This window comes from Aeromonas sp. S8(2024) (genome assembly GCF_041403085.1).
GTDB lineage: Bacteria > Pseudomonadota > Gammaproteobacteria > Enterobacterales > Aeromonadaceae > Aeromonas > Aeromonas dhakensis.
On record NZ_JBGLRF010000006.1, the window covers coordinates 214,603 to 231,418 of the forward strand.

Here is a 16,816-nt window from a genome sequence, read left to right on the forward strand (position 1 = left end):
ATGCATGATGAGTAACCAAGATCTCCTGTATCGCTATCTGTTCGAAGAGTACGAAGTCCGGGGCGAGCTGGTCCAGCTGGACCACACCTACCGCCACGTGGTGGAGGCTCAGAACTACCCGGTACAGGTGCAAAAACTGCTGGGTGAACTGCTGGTCGCCACCAGCCTGCTGACCGCCACCCTCAAGTTCGAAGGCTCCATCACGGTACAGCTGCAGGGCAACGGCCCGGTACGGCTGGCCGTCATCAACGGCGACAACAACCAGCAGCTGCGCGGCGTGGCCCGCTACGAGGGTGAACTGCCGAGCGACGGCAAGCTGCAAAGCCTGATCGGGGAAGGCCAGCTGGTCATCACCATCACCCCGGAGCAGGGTGAACGCTATCAGGGCATCATAGCGCTGGACGCCGACACCCTGGCCGGCTGCCTGGAGCAGTACTTTACCCAGTCCGAACAGCTGGCGACCAAGCTCTGGATCCGCACCGGCTACCACGAAGGTGCGCCGCGCGCTGCCGGCATCCTGCTGCAGGAGCTGCCCGCCCAGAGCGAGGATCACGGCGACGACTTCGAGCACCTGACCCAGCTCACCAGCACCATCAAGGATGAAGAGCTGTTCGGTCTGGAAGCGGAAGAGATCCTCTACCGTCTCTACCACCAGGACAAGGTGCGGGTGTTCGATCCGCAGGCGGTCGAATTCCGCTGCACCTGCTCCCGCGAGCGTTGCGAAGGGGCCCTGTTGCAGATCGAGAAGGAAGAGGTAATGGAGATGGTGCAGGAGCTCGGCAAGATCGGCATGCACTGTGATTATTGTGGCGCCCAGTACGAATTTGACGGGATCGATGTCGAAACCCTGTTCAGCGGGGCTCCCGGTAATGATGCAAACAAGTTACACTAATTGAAGGCGGGCAAAACCCGCCTTTAACTTAAATAACAAAAAAATACCCTATTTTATAAAGTTTGATGGCGATCGCTAAACTCTACCACCTAAGTGATAGGATGAACGCCAGATAGAACCCTACCAACCTCTGAACCCAGGAGAATACAATGACAATCGTGGCAGAACCCACCCTGGCCCAACAATTAGGACTGGACCAGTACGGTATCAAGAACTCCACTGAAATCCTGCGCAACCCTTCCTACGACCAGCTGTTCGCGGAAGAGACTCGTGCCGACCTGGAAGGGTTCGAGCGCGGCGTGGTGACCGAACTGGGGGCCGTCAATGTCAATACCGGCATCTTCACCGGCCGCTCCCCGAAAGATAAATATATCGTCAAAGACGCCACTACCCAGAATACTGTGTGGTGGTCTGACCAGGGTAAAAACGATAACAAAGCCATCAGCCCGGAAGTGTGGTCACATCTGAAATCCCTGGTGACCAAGCAGCTCTCCGGCAAGCGCCTGTTCGTGGTGGACGGCTTCTGCGGTGCCAACCCGGACACCCGCCTGGCCGTGCGCATCATCACCGAGGTGGCCTGGCAGGCTCACTTCGTGAAAAACATGTTCATTCGCCCGAGCGATGAAGAGCTGAAAACCTTCAAACCGGACTTCGTGGTGATGAACGGTGCCAAGTGCACCAACCCGAACTGGAAGGAGCAGGGTCTCAACTCCGAGAACTTCGTCGCCTTCAACCTGACCGAGAAGATCCAGCTCATCGGCGGCACCTGGTACGGTGGCGAGATGAAGAAGGGGATGTTCTCCATGATGAACTACTTCCTGCCCCTGCGCGGCATCGCCTCCATGCACTGTTCCGCCAACGTGGGTCAGGACGGCGACGTGGCCATCTTCTTCGGCCTCTCCGGCACCGGCAAGACCACCCTCTCCACCGATCCCAAGCGTCAGCTGATCGGCGATGACGAGCACGGCTGGGACGACGACGGCGTGTTCAACTTCGAAGGTGGCTGCTACGCCAAGACCATCAAGCTCTCCAAGGAAGCCGAGCCGGACATCTACAACGCCATCCGTCGCGATGCGCTGCTGGAGAACGTGACCGTGGCGGCCGACGGCACCATCGACTTCGACGATGGCTCCAAGACCGAGAACACCCGGGTCTCCTACCCCATCTATCACATCGAGAACATCGTCAAGCCGGTCTCCAAGGCGGGTCACGCCACCAAGGTGATCTTCCTGACCGCCGACGCCTTCGGTGTGCTGCCCCCGGTCTCCAAGCTGACCAAGGAGCAGACCAAGTACCACTTCCTGTCTGGCTTCACCGCCAAGCTGGCCGGTACCGAGCGCGGCATCACAGAGCCGACCCCGACCTTCTCCTCCTGCTTCGGCGCGGCCTTCCTCTCCCTGCACCCGACCAAGTACGGTCAGGAGCTGGTGAAGCGGATGGAAGCGGCCGGCGCGGAAGCCTACCTGGTCAACACCGGCTGGAACGGCACCGGCAAGCGCATCTCCATCAAGGATACCCGCGCCATCATCGACGCCATCCTGGATGGCTCCATCGAGAAGGCCGAGACCAAGGTGCTGCCGATCTTCAATCTGGAAGTGCCGACCGCCCTGCACGACGTGAACCCGGCGATCCTCGACCCGCGCGACACTTACGCCAACAAGGCCGAGTGGGATGCCAAGGCGCAGGATCTGGCCCAGCGTTTCATCAAGAACTTCGAGCGCTTCACCGACAACGACGAAGGCAAGCGTCTGGTAGCGGCGGGTCCGCAGCTGTAACAGCGACCCCGTTCACAACCCATCTCATACCGGTCAGCCCAGCTGACCGGTATTTTTTTGAGCAGAGCGCGGCGTTTGACTCCCGCCAAACCTTGCCTTGTGGGCCCTTGCGCGTTAGATTCAGCCCAACTTTATACAATATACAATTTTGTAACGATTCCCCTGTGACCCGATCATGACCCCACCCTACAAGACCCGTACCCAAATGGTGATGGAAAACCTCCGTGGCCGGATCCTGCGCGGTGAGTTTCCCGCCGGCGCCCCCCTGCGCCAGGACGCCATCGCCAAGGAGCTGGCGGTGAGCCGCATTCCGGTGCGGGAGGCCCTGATGCAGCTGGAAGCCCAGGGGCTGGTGAAGTTCGAGGCCCACCGCGGCGCCGTGGTCACCATGCTGGACGCCGCAGCCATAGAGGAGCTCTTTTATTTGCGAGCCCTGCTGGAAGCCGATACCCTGTTCCACGCCGTCGACCTGATGACGGAGGAGACCTTCGCCAAGGCGCAGGCGATCCTCGCCCAGTTCGACCAGGCCCTCGAGTCGGGCACCCAGATCGAACGCTGGGCCGAACTGAACCACAGTTTTCACGCCACCCTCTATCAGGCCGCCGGCCGCCCCCAGGCACTGGAGCTGATCGCCCAGATCAATCTGAGCTGCGACCGCTATGTGCGCTTCGAGCTGCTGTTCGCCAGCGATGGCGTCGACAAGGCGGAGCGGGAGCACGCTCAGCTGCTGGAGCTGTGCCGCGCCCGCCGCAAGCACGAGGCGGTGGTGCTGCTCAAGCAACATATCGAGGCGGCTGGCCAGTCAATCAAGCGGATCCTGGACAGCGGCCACAACCACTGAACACTCACATCACTACAATCTGGCATTAACGACATGAATCATTTCGAGATTATTGAAACCCGCGTCGCCCAGGTCAGGGCCGAACTGGCCATGATGGAGCTGGACGCCTTCATCGTCCCCCATGACGACGAGCACCTGGGGGAGTACATTCCCGCCTACGCCGAGCGACTGGACTGGATCACGGGTTTCAACGGCTCCGCCGGCCTCGCCATCATACTGGCGCAGCGGGCGGCCCTGTTCATCGACGGTCGTTACACGGTGCAGGCCCGCATGCAGGCACCGGCCGAGCTCTTCGAGTTTCTCCACCTGAACGAAGATCCCCACGTGCAGTGGCTGGCCGAGCAGCTGCCTGCCGGTTCCCGGGTCGGCTTCGATGCCCGCCTGCACAGCCTGGCCTGGTATCGACACGCCAAAGAGATCCTGACCGAGCGCGGCATCGAGCTGGTGCGTGTGGATCAGAACCCCATCGATCTGCACTGGAGCGATCGCCCCGCCCCCACCAAGAATCCGGCCATCCTCTACAGCGAGGCGCTGGCGGGCCAGTCCAGCCAGGCCAAGCGCGAGCTGCTGGCCAGCGATCTGCGCAAGCGCGGGCTGGATGCGGTGCTGCTGACCCAGGCCGAGCCCATCAACTGGCTGCTCAACCTGCGTGGCCGCGACGTGGAGCGGCTGCCGGTGGTGCTGGGCTTTGCGGTGCTCTACGCCAACGCCACCATGGATTTCTTCGTCGATACCGACAAGATCGACTGCTTCGCCTTCAGCCAGCACGTGGGGCAAGATGTCTCCGTCTACCCCATCGACAAGCTGGGTGACGTGCTCAAGCGCATCGGCGAAGATCAGCAGAAGGTGCTGGCCGATCCCAACACCGCCAACGCCTGGACCCAGCTGGTCATGGAAGAAGCGGGCGCCATCCTGGTGGCAGGTCAGGATCCGACCATGCTGCCGAAGGCGTGCAAGAACGAAGTGGAGCTGGCCGGCATGCATGCCGCCCATCTGCGCGACGGCGTCGCCGTCACCCGCTTCCTGGCCTGGCTGGATCGACTGATCGCCAGCGGCGAATTCGACGGGGTGGATGAAGGCACCCTGGCCGACCAGCTGGAAGCCTTCCGCCGCGAGCAGGAGCACTACGTCGAACCGAGCTTCGACACCATCTCGGCGCTCGGCCCCAACGCCGCCATGTGCCACTACCGCCACACCAACGGCACCCCGCGCCCCTTTGGCCAGGACAGCATCTATCTGGTGGACTCCGGCGCCCAGTATCTGGACGGCACCACCGATATCACCCGCACCATCAAGGTGGGTGAGCTGACCGACGAGCACAAGGCGATGTTCACCCGGGTACTGCAGGGTCACATCGCCCTGGATCAGGCCCGCTTCCCGCGCGGTACCGCCGGCATCCAGCTCGACGTGCTGGCCCGCATGCCACTGTGGCAGGCCGGTTACAACTACGACCACGGCACCGGCCACGGCGTCGGCCACTTCCTCAGCGTGCACGAAGGCCCGCAGCGCATCGCCCCCAAGGGCAGCCTGGTGGCCCTGCAGCCGGGCATGGTGCTCTCCAACGAACCTGGCTACTACCGGGAAGATGCCTTCGGCATCCGCTGCGAGAACCTGGTGGTGGTTACCGAACAGGAGCAGATCGGCGAGCTGCCGATGCTGGGCTTCGAACGGCTGACCTATGTACCGTTCGATACCCGCCTCATCGATCGCAGCCTGCTGAGCCCGGCCGAGTTCCGCTGGATCAACGAGTACCACGTCGAGGTCTACCGCCGTCTCAGCCCGCTGCTGGAGGGTGAGGATCTCGCCTGGCTGGAGCAGGCAACCAGCCTCATCTAAGCGCAGACAACTCTGCTTGTCTGATAAAACAGGGTCCACGGGCCCTGTTTTTTTGCCCGCCGGTTTGACCTGTATCAAGGCCCCGCCGCCCCAGGTCAGGACAATGCCCCTCATGACGACCCATCACTCCCACCCCGCGCGCCCGGCCCGCGCCGACCAGGTGCCCATGCACCCCAGGCTCAAGCGGGAGCAGCAGACGGTCAGCGCCATGATCCGCCTCTACTGCGACCACCATCACCAGGACCCCGCCTGCCGGCACTGCCAGCAGTTGCAGGAGTTCGCCCACCAGCGGCTACGCCGCTGCCGCTATGGTCACGGCCACAAGCCCACCTGTGCCAACTGCCACATCCACTGCTATGCCCCGGCCATGCGCAAACAGATCCAGCTGGTGATGAAGTGGAGCGGCCCGCGCATGCTGTGGCATCACCCCTGGCTGGCCCTGCGCCACCTGCTGGACAGCCGTCGCAAGGCCCCCAAACGGCCGGGCAGCCGCCCTCTGCCGCCCTGAGCCGGGGCCACCCTGCCGCTCAGACCCGCTTGCATCAACCCGACGGGCCCACTACCCTGTGGCTCCTTTTTGACTGCCGCCCGGCAGCACGTACGACACTACAGGAGCCCGGATGCACCAGCCCCCCGTTTTGAGAGTGGCGCGCCACACCGACATGCACGCCATCTGGCAGATCGACGTCAATGTGTTCGGGGAGGATGTCTATCCCGGCTTCTTCTTCCGCCAGGCCATGGACCTGTGGCCCGAGCTGCTGCTGGTAGCCGAGCTGGACGGCAAGCTGCTGGGCTATGCCCTGGGTGGACTGGGACAGGATCGGTCGCAGGGCTGGCTGCTGTCGTTGGCGGTGCTGCCGGAGGCGCGCGGCTTCGGCCTGGCCGAACGCATGATGCTGCAGGTGGAGCAGTCACTGCTGAAACTGGGGATCGAGCGGGTCAGACTGACGGTGGATCCGGCCAATCCGGCCCAGCGCCTCTACTTTCGACTCGGTTATCAGCAACTGGCCGAGGAGCGCGACTATTTCGGCCAAGGCGAGGATCGCCTGCTGCTGGAAAAATGGCTCGACTGAGCCGGTGGGGACGGGGTTTGCAGGGTCCGGGCCTTATAATTGGTTACACTTTGCTGGTTTCATGCTCAATCCGGTTGGCGTAGAGTTGAATCACTGACCGAACAAACCAGATTAGATGCCAGCCCAGGAGGCCCATCATGTTGAAACGCATTACCCTCATCGCCCTGTTGGCCACCACCACCGCCACCACCCTCAGCGGCTGTGCCAACAGCGACGTCTACTCCGGCGACGTCTACACCAAGGATCGCGCCAAGCAGGTGCAGACCGTCAGCTACGGCACCATCCTCTCCACCCGCCCGGTCAAGATCCAGGCTGATGAGAACTCGCTGATCGGCACCATAGGCGGTGCCGTGGTCGGCGGCCTGCTCGGCAGCACCATCGGCGGCGGGCGCGGCAGCGACATCGCCGCGGCCGGTGGCGCCATCGCGGGCGCGGCAGCCGGCAAGGCGGCCGGTGACAAGCTCAACCAGGTGGATGGCGTCGAGCTCGAGATCAAGAAAGAGAACGGCGAATCCATCGTGGTGGTGCAAAAGGCCAGCCCCACCTTCGTACCGGGCGCCCGGGTCCGCATGACCCAGGGCAACGGCACCATCAACGTGGCCGTGGTCAACTAAGCCCTCTAGGCCTCCGCCCATGAAAAAGCCCTCGCTGTGCGAGGGCTTTTTTTATTGCCATGTCGGCCGGGAATTACTGGCGAACCAGCCGGAAGATGGCGTAGCCAGGGTGCTGGGCGTCATCCATCGGCAGAGTGGACTTGTACTCCAGATCCGCACCGGCCAGCTGTTTGGCCTCCTCGCGGGGCGAGGAGTAGAGCCGCACGTCCACGTTGGCCGGCAGGGCCTTCATGTGCCAGTTGTTGTTGGCCGCCGGGCTGAAGCCGGCCGGGTTCTCGGCAGACTGGGCCTTCAGGTACTGGGCGATGATCTCGCGCGTCTCGAAGGGATCTTCATGGACGATGTTGCTGCCGTCGATACCCGGGAAGTGGCCGCCACCGCTGGCGCGGTAGTTGTTGGTCACCACGTAGAACTTCTGGGCCGGATCGATGGGCTGGCCGTTGAAGGTGAGGCTGCTGATGCGCTGGCCGTCGCTGACCTTGGCCCCTTCCTTGTTGTAACGGGCCGGCTGGGTGATATCCACCTCGTAGTTGACCCCGTCGATCACGTCGAAGTTGTAGGTGGGGAACTTCTCGTTCACCAGCCACTGCACCTCGGTCTTGCCGGTGTCGATCTGGTTGAACTGGCCGGCGCTCATCTCCAGCCACTCCTTGACGGTGGCCCCGTTCACCTCGACTACCTGCAGGGTGTTCGGATAGATGTAGAGGTCAGAGACGTTGCGCAGGGAGATGTCGCCCTGGGCCACGTAGGTGAAGTCGTTGATGCCGTTGCGACCGCCACGGAACGGGGCCGCCACCGACAGGATGGGGTAGGACTCCTTGAGCAGACCGTCTTTTTGCAGCTGTTCGGCGTAGCGGCGCTGGGCATCGCTCACCAGCTGTACCGAGGGATCATCCTGCACCAGGGCGAAGAAGCTGTGGATGGAGGAGGTGATCTTGCCGAGCGGCTCGTCCAGCCACTGGTTGGTGGCGTCGTGATCGGCCTGTACCAGGTCCACCACCCGTTGATCCACCGCGCTGCCTTCGCTGGAGTCGATCTTGCGCAGGCTGGCCTGGCTCTGTTTCACCTGCCACTTGCCGTCCACCTGCTCCAGCTTGAGGTCGATGATGCCGAGGTGGTTGCCCCAGTAACCCGGCATCACGGTCGGAATGCCGCTCAGGGTACCGGCCTGGTTGTCCACCTCCGGCAGATCCGGGAAGTCACCCGGGAAGTTCTTGTGGGCGTGGCCCAGCATCAGGGCATCCACCCCCTTCACCTTGGCCAGGTGCCAGGCGGAGTTCTCCATCATGGCCTCGTAGCTGCTGGCGTTGATGCCGGTGTGGGCAACCACGACAACCACGTCGGCGCCCTTGGCGCGCAGCTCGGGCACATAGTGGTTGGCGGTCTCGACCATGTCGGCCACCACCACCTTGCCTTCCAGATGGCGCTTGTCCCACTGCAGCACCTGCGGCGGGGTAAGCCCCAGGATGCCGACCTTGACGGTCTGCAACTGACCCTTGTCATCCTTCACCTTGCGCTCCAGCAGCAGGTAGGGGGTGAACTTGTTGCCGCTCCAGTCAATCTGCCCCTTGGCATCGCGCTTGAAGGCGCTCGCCTCGAACACGTTGGCGTTCACATAGGGGAACTTGGCCCCTTGCAGGGTCTTGGTGAGGTAATCCAGACCGTAGTTGAATTCGTGGTTACCCAGGTTGCCGGCGTCGTAGCCGAGCTCGTTCATCGCCTTGAACACCGGGTGGGCCTGCTTGTCGAGGTAGCCGGCACCGGACTGCTCGAAGATGTAGTCAGCCAGCGGCGTGCCCTGGATCAGGTCGCCGTTGTCGAGCAACAGGTTGTTGGGGTTTTCGGCGCGGGCCGCGCGGATCAGCAGCGCGGTGCGGGAGAGGCCGAACTTGCGATCCTCCTTGTTCTGGTAGTAGTCATACCCCAGCACGTTGGAGTGGATATCGGAGGTCTGGATCAGACGCAGGGCAACCTCGCCCGGCTGCGCCTTGCTGTCGTTTTCATTGCTACAGGCAGACAACAGCACGATGGCTGCAATAGCACCCAGCTTCATAGATTTATTCACTGTTTTGTCCCTTTTATTAGAGTGTCGCTTTACCAGCGACGGGAATTTAACAGACGAATATGTCAGCGGATGAAGCCGGGGTGAATTTTTATGAGGTGCGGCACAAAAATAGCCTTATGACGCCAGCAAAGCCCCGCTCGCCAGCTGCAACGCCAACCCCAGCATGATGAAACCAACAATAGTATCAATAGCTTGCTGTACCCTGCCGCGCGCGAGCCAGGGCGAGAGGGCGGCCGCCCCGAACGCCAGGCTGTAGAACCAGACCAGCGAGGCCAGCATGGCCCCCGCCGCGAAGGCGGGCCGCAACTCTTCGGCAAACTGGCTGCCGAAGGAGCCGAGCAGCATCAGGGTATCCAGGTAGACGTGGGGGTTGAGCAGGGTCACCCCGAGGGTCATGGCCAGTACGCTCTTGACCCCCATCAACTGGGGCGAGTCAGCAAGCGCTGCCCCCTGCCCGCGCCAGGCGCTGCGCAAGGAACGGATACCGAACCAGCCGAGGAACAGCACGCCGCCCCAGGTCAGCAGGGCCAGTCCGATCGGGCTGGCCGCCAGCAGGTTGGCGCCGCCGAACACCCCGATCCCGATCAGCACGAGATCGCACAGGCAGCAGAGGGTCGCCGTCAGCAGATGGTGGTTGCGGTGGATGCCCCGGCTCAGCACGAAGGCATTCTGGGCACCGATGGGGATGATCATGGCAAGGCCTAGGGTGAAGCCTTGCAGGGTAGTTGCAAACATGGATGAACCGTCCAGCAGAGTGATTGGACGGCACTATAAGGGGCGGCTAGATGTTTAGAGAAATTCATTAATCTGCTGAGCAATTTGTTTTGCTAATGAAAGAGGGCTCGACCCAACCCCTTCGAGGTAGAAGGGGCTAGACCCGCTTATGGCTGTCAATTGCAGGATCTGACAATTGTTAGCCAGTCACTCTGCCCCGAGAATCATCGGGTTTTATTGCATCAGCTTGGGGAAGTTGGTGACCACGACCTGCTCGAGATTGGGCAGCAAGATGCCACTGCTCACCCCCTTGGCGATGGCCTGGTAGCGATTCATCGACCCCGTTTTACGGGTGACCTGATTGAGGTGGTAGTTCACGGTTCGCTCCGTGATCCCCAGGATGCAGGCGATTTCACTCGACGTTTTCCCTTCACTGGCCCAGAACAGGCATTCGGTCTCCCGGTCAGTCAGGGCCTCCTGAGGGTCATCGTCCCGCAGACTGACCCGCACAATCCGGATCGCCGCCTCGAAGATGTAGTTGGACATCCAGGAGAGGACGGGCGAGGACTCCAGCAGCAGATCGCTCGATGCCCGCTCGGCGGTGATGAACGACAGTATGCCGTTTTCTCCCGCCGCCCCGTGCAACGGAAACGAGATGCCGTTGCGCAGCCCGAACTCCGCCGCCAACCCCATCACGTCCAGACTGCCCTCTTGCAGAAAACGTGCTCGCTCATCCAGCCGGTTCCAGTAAATGGGCAAGGTCTGCTTGCGGGCCAATTGAATGATGGGATCACAGGCCAGCATATGGTTTGCCGTATAGGCCTGCACCCAGGAGTCGGGGCACTGATTGAACAGCACCACCTTGGGTCTTTGCATCGACATGGGAATGATCAGCGCAAACCGGTAGTAGTCGTAACCCATACCGAGCGTGAACCGACCGATCAACTCGGCCAGACGATCCCCGTCCGTTACCGAAGTGAAATGTTCGAGGTACTCAAGCAGTTGGTCTTGTTTCATAGGCTAGCCCCCCTGGCCAGGGCCTCGATTATAGCGCCGAACACTGAAATGGAGACATCTGAATGCTTGTTTTCAAAGGAAAATTAAAAGAACACCCCAGATGGGAGGTAGAAAACGAGCTTTATCGCTTTCGCAATCGCGTCTTCTCCGATCGCCTCGGCTGGGATGTGGAATCTCACCGTGGTCTGGAGCAGGACAGTTTCGATACTCCGGACACCCACTGGGTTCTGATTGAGGACGAAGAAGGCCTGTGCGGCTGCATCCGTCTGCTCAGTTGTGCCCAGGATTACATGCTGCCCAGCATCTTCCCCACCGCCCTCGCCGGCGAAGCCCCGCCACGCAGCAACGACGTGTGGGAACTGACCCGCCTCGCCATCGATGCCGAACGGGCGCCGCGCCTGGGCAACGGGGTCAGCGAGCTGACCTGCGTCATCTTCCGCGAGGTCTATGCCTTCGCCAGGGCGAAGGGGATCCGCGAGCTGGTTGCCGTGGTCAGTCTGCCGGTAGAGCGGATCTTCCGCCGCCTCGGCCTGCCCATCGAGCGGCTCGGTCACCGCCAGGCGGTGGATCTGGGCGCCGTGCGCGGGGTGGGGATCCGCTTCCATCTGGACGAGCGTTTCGCCCGTGCCGTCGGTCAGCCCCTGCAGGGTGCCTATGACGAAGCCCGCGAGCTGGTCACCGAATAAGGGTGACGCAAAAAAATCCCGGGGTAAGACCCGGGATTAAAAGTTCTCGCTATGGCCCGTTTCCACCCCATGCAAAAACGGACGCAAAAGAGTATCTCCTGAATACCTTTTGACCACCACTGTCACATCTCACAGTGACAAACCCGCTTTGACCCCACAGCCCTTGTCCCGCCTGCGCTGCCGACATTTTCAGCGCTCTCCGGTTGTTCTCTCGCCACCACTTGAGTAGCATCCCTTCTCAATCTCCCTGCTGATAAGGAATGCTGATGAAAGCGTTGGACTACAAGCTGCTGCTGGCGCTGGATGCGGTGATGCAGGAGCAGAACTTCGAGCGCGCCGCCCAGCGCCTGCACATCACCCAGTCCGCCATCTCCCAGCGCATCAAGCAGCTGGAGCAGCAGTTTGCCGAGCCGCTGATCATTCGCGGCCAGCCGCTGCAGGCCACCGCGCTCGGGCAGAAGCTGCTGGCCCACTACCGCCAGGTACGCCAGCTGGAACTGGAGCTGGCCGGCGAGCTCTCTCCCGCCGAGCCCCAGGCGCCGATCCGGGTCAGCATTGCCGTCAATGCCGACAGCCTGGCCACCTGGTTTCTGCCCGCCCTGGCGCCGCTGCTGGAACAGCACCCCATCGAGCTCAACCTGCTGGTGGATGACGAGAGCCGCACCCTGGATCGGGTGCGCGAGGGGCAGGCGTTCGGTGCCGTCAGCCTGCACGGCCAGCCACTGGCGGGCTGCTGCGTCGACGAGCTCGGCGAGATGCGTTACCTGCTCACCGCCAGCCCCGCCTTCGTCGAGCGCCACTTCCCGCAGGGGCTGACCCTGGCGGCGCTGGCCAAGGCGCCGGCGGTGGCCTTCGATCAGCGCGACGACATGCACGTCAGCTACATGGCCCGCCACTTCGGGCTGGAGCCCGGCGGCTACCCCTGCCACACGGTGCGCTCGTCCGAGGCCTTCGTCGCCATGGCCGAGCAGGGGCTGGCCTGCTGCCTCATCCCGGAATTGCAGATCCGTCGCCAGCTGGCGGAGGGGTCATTGCTCGATCTCAACCCGGAACAGCACCTGGTAGAGCGACTCTACTGGCACCGCTGGGTACTGGAGCGCGGGCTGCACAAACAGATATCCCAGCGCCTGATCGAGCAGGGTCGCCAGGCGCTGCAACGCCCCTGACAGGGCCATTCACCTTGGCTTTGGAGGGGTAAAAACGTATAGTGCTGGGCGATTAACCACCAGGTCTCCACTCAGGTTCCCCATTTATGTTCCAAGACAATCCGCTGCTGGCCCAGCTCAAGCAACAAATCCGCGAAAACATCCCCAAGAAAGAGGGTGTGATCCGCGCCTCCGATCGGGGCTTCGGCTTCCTGGAGGTCGATGAGAAGACCAGCTATTTCGTGCCGCCTCCCTACATGAAAAAGGTGATGCACGGTGACCGGGTGACCGCCCTGATCCGCACCGAGAAAGAGAAGGAAGTGGCCGAGCCGGATGAGCTGCTGGAGCAGTCCGTCACCCGCTTCGTGGCCCGGGTCAAGATGTTCCGCGACCGCCTCAACGTGGTGGCCGATCATCCGCTGATCAAGGATGCCATCAAGGCCCGCGTCAAGAAGGGTCTGGACGAGAAAGAGTTCAAGGAAGGGGACTGGGTGGTCGCCACCCTCAAGCGTCACGCCCTGGTGGACGGCAACTTCTCCGCCGAGATCACCCAGAAGATCGCCGCCCAGGAAGATCACAACGTGCCCTGGTGGGTGGTGCTGGCGCGCCACAACCTGGCCCAGGTCGAGCCGGCGGATCTGCCGGAGTGGAAGGTGATCGAAGAGGAAGAGCTGCCCCGCACCGATCTGACCGCGACCCCCTTCTTTACCATCGACGGCGCCAAGACCAAGGACATGGACGATGCCCTGGCCATCCGCAAGCTGGACAACGGCTGGGAGCTGCTGGTGGCCATTGCCGACCCGACCGCCTATGTGGCCGAAGGGAGCGAGCTGGACAAGGAGGCCGCCCAGCGCGCCTTCACCGTCTACATGCCGGGCCGCAACGTGCCGATGATCCCGCGCACCCTCTCCGACGAGCTCTGCTCCCTGAAAGAGGGCGAGGAGCGCAACACCCTGTGCGCCCGCCTGCTGATCGCCGAGGATGGCCTGCTGCTGGAGGAGACCGAGTTCTTCGCCGCCCGCATCTGCTCCCACGCCCGTCTCACCTATGACGACGTCTCCGACTGGGCCGAACACGGCAAGCCGCTGGATATCGACGCCGGCGTGCTGGCCCAGCTGCCGCTGATGAAGGCGATGACCGAGGCGCGCATTGCCTGGCGCACCGAACATGCCCTGGTGTTCCCGGACCGCCCCGACTACGACTTCGAGCTGGGCGAAAACGGCGCTGTGCTGGCCATCCACGTCGAGCCACGCCGCATCGCCAACCGCATGGTGGAAGAGTCGATGATCGCCGCCAACATCTGTGCCGGCCGCGTGCTGGGCAAGAGCGTCGGTTACGGCATCTTCAACGTCCACACCGGCTTTGACGAGGAGTCCCTCGACGGCGCCATCGATCTGCTCAAAAGCGCCGAGGCCCCGTTCGAGAAAGAAGAGATCGCCAGTCTGTCCGGCTTCTGCGCCCTGCGCCGCTGGATCGACAACCTGGACACCCGCTGGCTGGATGGCAAGATCCGCCGCTTCCAGAGCTATGCGCTGATGTCCGCCGAGCCGGGTGCCCACTACGGCCTGGGGCTGGATGCCTACGCCACCTGGACCTCACCGATCCGCAAATACGGCGACATGGTCAACCATCGCCTGCTCAAGGCCGTCATCGCCGGCAAGACCCCGGGTGAGCGCCCGAGCCTGGAGCTCACCGAACACCTGACCGCCTGCCGCCGTCTGCACCGCATGGTGGAGCGCGACATCGGCGACTGGCTCTATGTCCGCTACCTCAAGGCCGATGCCGGCACCGACAAGGTGTTCAACGCCGAGATCATCGACGTGATGCGTGCCGGCCTCAAGCTGCGCCTGCAGGAGAACGGTGCCGTGGTGTTCATGCCCGCCCGCCATATCCTCGACAACAAGGATCGGCTGGAGTGCAACTGGGACAACGGCCGCGTCTATCTGGACAAGACCGAGGTGGTCTACGAGCTCGGCCAGATCATCGAGGTCAAGCTGACCGAAGCGGTGGAAGAGACCCGCTCCCTCATCGCCAAGCCGGCGGTGGAGCTGGTGCCGGGCCCGGCGCCGGTCGCCCCGACCAGCGAAGCCGATGCCGCGCCTGCCGACGAGGCCCCCAAGGCCGAATAAGCCAAGGCCTTCCCTCCTTGCAAAAGCCCGCACCCTGCGGGCTTTTTTATTGGGTCATGCCGCCCGCCTGGTCAGAAGATCACTTTTTGTACGCCCCTGGCTTGCCAGTGGCTCGTTACGGGCATAGAGTGAACCCACAAATGAACGAACGTTCGCTCATGGTAAGTTTTCAGGCAAGAGGCATCCCCATGACCACCAACAACCTGCGGCTGGAGCAGCGGCGCGAGCAGATCATCCAGGCGGCGCTCGGCTGCTTTATCGAGCGAGGCTTCCACCAGACCGGCATGCGCGACATCGCCGCCGCCGCCGGGGTGAGCCTCGGCAACCTCTACAACCACTTCGCCCGCAAGGAGGAGCTGATCGCCCACATCGCCTCGCTGGAGGCGGCCGAGCTGCAACCCCTGCTGGATGAGCTGGTTCAGGGGCCGGCCCAGGCGGCGCTGGCCCGCTTCGCCGCCGGCTACCTCGCCTGGTCGCTGACCCCGGAGAACCTGCTGCTCGGCACCGAGATCCTGGCCGAGCTGGCCCGCCACCCCGAGATGGCAGCCACCTTCGCCAGCAACCAGCGCCAGCTGTGCGATGCCCTGGCGGCGACGGTGCGCCGTGGCCAGCAGGCGGGAGAGCTGGCCGTCCACCTGCAGCCGGATCTCACGGCCCAGCTGCTGCTGGACGCGCTGGAGGGGCAGGCCCTGCGCCACGCCCTGGCCCTGCATCCAGAGCAGGCACCGGTGGAACAAAGGTTGCCGTCCCTACTGGAACAACTGCTGGGCCCGGCCTGCTGATCACCCCAAGGAGTCACCACTATGACGACCCCGCACAATCGACTGGAAGGACTGGATCTGGCCCGCGCCATGGCCCTGCTCGGCATGGTGCTGGTGAATTTTCGCATCGCCATGGGGGTGTTGGCGGGCGGGCCGGACTGGCTCAAGCCCCTGCTGGATGCACTGGAGGGGCGCTCCGCCGCCAGCTTCGTGGTGCTGGCCGGCATCGGGCTGGGGCTGTCGACCCGCAAGCTGGCGTGGTCGGCGGCCATGACCCACACCGCCAGGCGGGCCCTGTTTCTGCTGATCGTGGGGCTGCTCAACTACCTGGTGTTTCCGGCCGACATCATCCACTACTACGCCGTCTACTTTCTGCTGGGGGCCTGCTGTCTCCGGCTTCCCTCCCCCTGGCTGCTGGCCCTGATCCCGCTGCTGGCGGCAAGCTTCGTCGGCCTGCTGTTCCTGCTCGATTACGATCGGGGCTGGCAGTGGCACAGCTTCAGCTATCCCGAGTTCTGGACCCTGGCCGGCTTCATCCGCAATCTGCTGTTCAACGGTTGGCACCCTGTGGTGCCCTGGCTGGGCTTTCTGCTCTACGGCCTCTGGCTGAGCCGCCAGTCTCTGGCCAATTCGCTCACCCAGCGCTGGCTGCTGGCCGGCGGGGTGAGCGCCATGGTGTTGGCCAGGGGGCTGTCGCTCTGGTTGTCGCCCCTCTTGCCGAACCCAGAGCTGGCGCCGCTGCTGGCAACTCAGCCCATTCCCCCGGCGCCGCTCTACCTGCTGTTCGGCATGGGCGCGGCCAGCACCCTGATCGCCCTCTGCCTCTGGCTGAGCCGTACCCTGCCCGAGGCCCGCTGGTGGCGAGTGTGGCTGCCGGTCGGCCGGCAGACCCTGACCCTCTATCTGGCCCACATCATGCTCGGCATGGGGATGCTGGAGGCCATCGGCTGGCTGCAGGGGCAGGATCTGCCCGAAGTGGTGCTGGCCGCCGGCCTCTTCGCCCTGGCGGCGCTGCTGTTTGCCAATCTCTGGAGTCTGCGCTTCGAAAGAGGCCCGCTGGAGTGGCTGATGCGTCGGCTCTGCGGCTGAAGGAGAGCATGAAAAACTGAAAGTGGGTTACAAAATAATTGATTCATTGATTATTTGAATGTGGATTCAAGTAATTCATCGTCAACACCCTCAGTTTTCAGGTCGGGTGAATTGCTCCAATTGAATACAAATAATGGAAATGAGAAATGGATCACATTGACACCTGGTTTGCGCAAACA

15 protein-coding genes are annotated in these 16,816 nt (G+C 62.8%); 12 read left to right on the forward strand and 3 right to left on the reverse strand.

Going from position 1 to position 16,816, the window contains the following annotated elements:
* Positions 1-7: 7 nt before the first annotated feature.
* The 7 genes from hslO to ACB031_RS17015 all read left to right on the forward strand — a co-directional run bounded on the left by hslO (position 8) and on the right by ACB031_RS17015 (position 7,031).
* Positions 8-892, forward strand: a complete 885-nt coding sequence (gene hslO, locus ACB031_RS16985; protein ID WP_005308471.1) for an Hsp33 family molecular chaperone HslO — start codon at positions 8-10, stop codon at positions 890-892.
* A 149-nt stretch (positions 893-1,041) separates the two neighbouring features.
* Positions 1,042-2,667 (forward strand): phosphoenolpyruvate carboxykinase (ATP), encoded by a 1,626-nt coding sequence (gene pckA, locus ACB031_RS16990; RefSeq protein ID WP_017765220.1) that lies wholly within the window; start codon positions 1,042-1,044, stop codon positions 2,665-2,667.
* A 175-nt stretch (positions 2,668-2,842) separates the two neighbouring features.
* Complete coding sequence (locus tag ACB031_RS16995; protein WP_010635235.1) at positions 2,843-3,508, forward strand: GntR family transcriptional regulator; 666 nt, start codon at positions 2,843-2,845, stop codon at positions 3,506-3,508.
* A gap of 33 nt (positions 3,509-3,541) precedes the next feature.
* A complete protein-coding gene (locus ACB031_RS17000; protein ID WP_139725806.1) occupies positions 3,542-5,344 on the forward strand; it encodes an aminopeptidase P family protein in 1,803 nt (600 codons plus the stop codon).
* A 112-nt stretch (positions 5,345-5,456) separates the two neighbouring features.
* Positions 5,457-5,852 (forward strand): nitrous oxide-stimulated promoter family protein, encoded by a 396-nt coding sequence (locus ACB031_RS17005; RefSeq protein ID WP_268010132.1) that lies wholly within the window; start codon positions 5,457-5,459, stop codon positions 5,850-5,852.
* 112 nt (positions 5,853-5,964) lie between these two features.
* On the forward strand, positions 5,965-6,417 hold the full coding sequence (locus ACB031_RS17010) for a GNAT family N-acetyltransferase (protein ID WP_371139940.1): 453 nt from the start codon (positions 5,965-5,967) through the stop codon (positions 6,415-6,417).
* A gap of 137 nt (positions 6,418-6,554) precedes the next feature.
* On the forward strand, positions 6,555-7,031 hold the full coding sequence (locus ACB031_RS17015; RefSeq protein WP_005308463.1) for a glycine zipper 2TM domain-containing protein: 477 nt from the start codon (positions 6,555-6,557) through the stop codon (positions 7,029-7,031).
* Between the two features lie 73 nt (positions 7,032-7,104).
* On the opposite strand, the gene ACB031_RS17020 is transcribed toward ACB031_RS17015, so the two are convergent.
* The 3 genes from ACB031_RS17020 to ACB031_RS17030 form a co-directional block, all read right to left on the reverse strand.
* A complete protein-coding gene (locus ACB031_RS17020; protein ID WP_371139956.1) occupies positions 7,105-9,084 on the reverse strand; it encodes a bifunctional 2',3'-cyclic-nucleotide 2'-phosphodiesterase/3'-nucleotidase in 1,980 nt (659 codons plus the stop codon).
* A 126-nt stretch (positions 9,085-9,210) separates the two neighbouring features.
* Positions 9,211-9,831, reverse strand: a complete 621-nt coding sequence (lysE, locus tag ACB031_RS17025; protein ID WP_005308459.1) for an L-lysine exporter — start codon at positions 9,829-9,831, stop codon at positions 9,211-9,213.
* A 213-nt stretch (positions 9,832-10,044) separates the two neighbouring features.
* Entirely contained in the window at positions 10,045-10,827 is a 783-nt protein-coding gene (locus ACB031_RS17030) for a LuxR family transcriptional regulator (RefSeq protein ID WP_005308457.1), read from the reverse strand.
* 62 nt (positions 10,828-10,889) lie between these two features.
* Here ACB031_RS17030 and ACB031_RS17035 point away from each other — a divergent pair, with 62 nt between their 5' ends.
* From ACB031_RS17035 to ACB031_RS17055, 5 genes are all read left to right on the forward strand, one after another.
* Complete coding sequence (locus tag ACB031_RS17035; RefSeq protein ID WP_017765215.1) at positions 10,890-11,513, forward strand: acyl-homoserine-lactone synthase; 624 nt, start codon at positions 10,890-10,892, stop codon at positions 11,511-11,513.
* 266 nt (positions 11,514-11,779) lie between these two features.
* Positions 11,780-12,679, forward strand: a complete 900-nt coding sequence (locus tag ACB031_RS17040; protein WP_371139941.1) for a LysR family transcriptional regulator ArgP — start codon at positions 11,780-11,782, stop codon at positions 12,677-12,679.
* An 86-nt stretch (positions 12,680-12,765) separates the two neighbouring features.
* Positions 12,766-14,787: an exoribonuclease II gene (locus ACB031_RS17045; RefSeq protein WP_371139942.1), complete on the forward strand. Its 2,022-nt coding sequence runs from the start codon at positions 12,766-12,768 to the stop codon at positions 14,785-14,787.
* Positions 14,788-14,975: 188 nt separating this feature from the next.
* The gene (locus tag ACB031_RS17050) at positions 14,976-15,569 is read left to right on the forward strand and encodes a TetR/AcrR family transcriptional regulator (protein ID WP_371139943.1); all 594 of its coding nucleotides are present in this window, start codon (positions 14,976-14,978) and stop codon (positions 15,567-15,569) included.
* A gap of 21 nt (positions 15,570-15,590) precedes the next feature.
* Positions 15,591-16,637 (forward strand): DUF418 domain-containing protein, encoded by a 1,047-nt coding sequence (locus ACB031_RS17055; protein ID WP_371139944.1) that lies wholly within the window; start codon positions 15,591-15,593, stop codon positions 16,635-16,637.
* Positions 16,638-16,816: the final 179 nt, after the last annotated feature.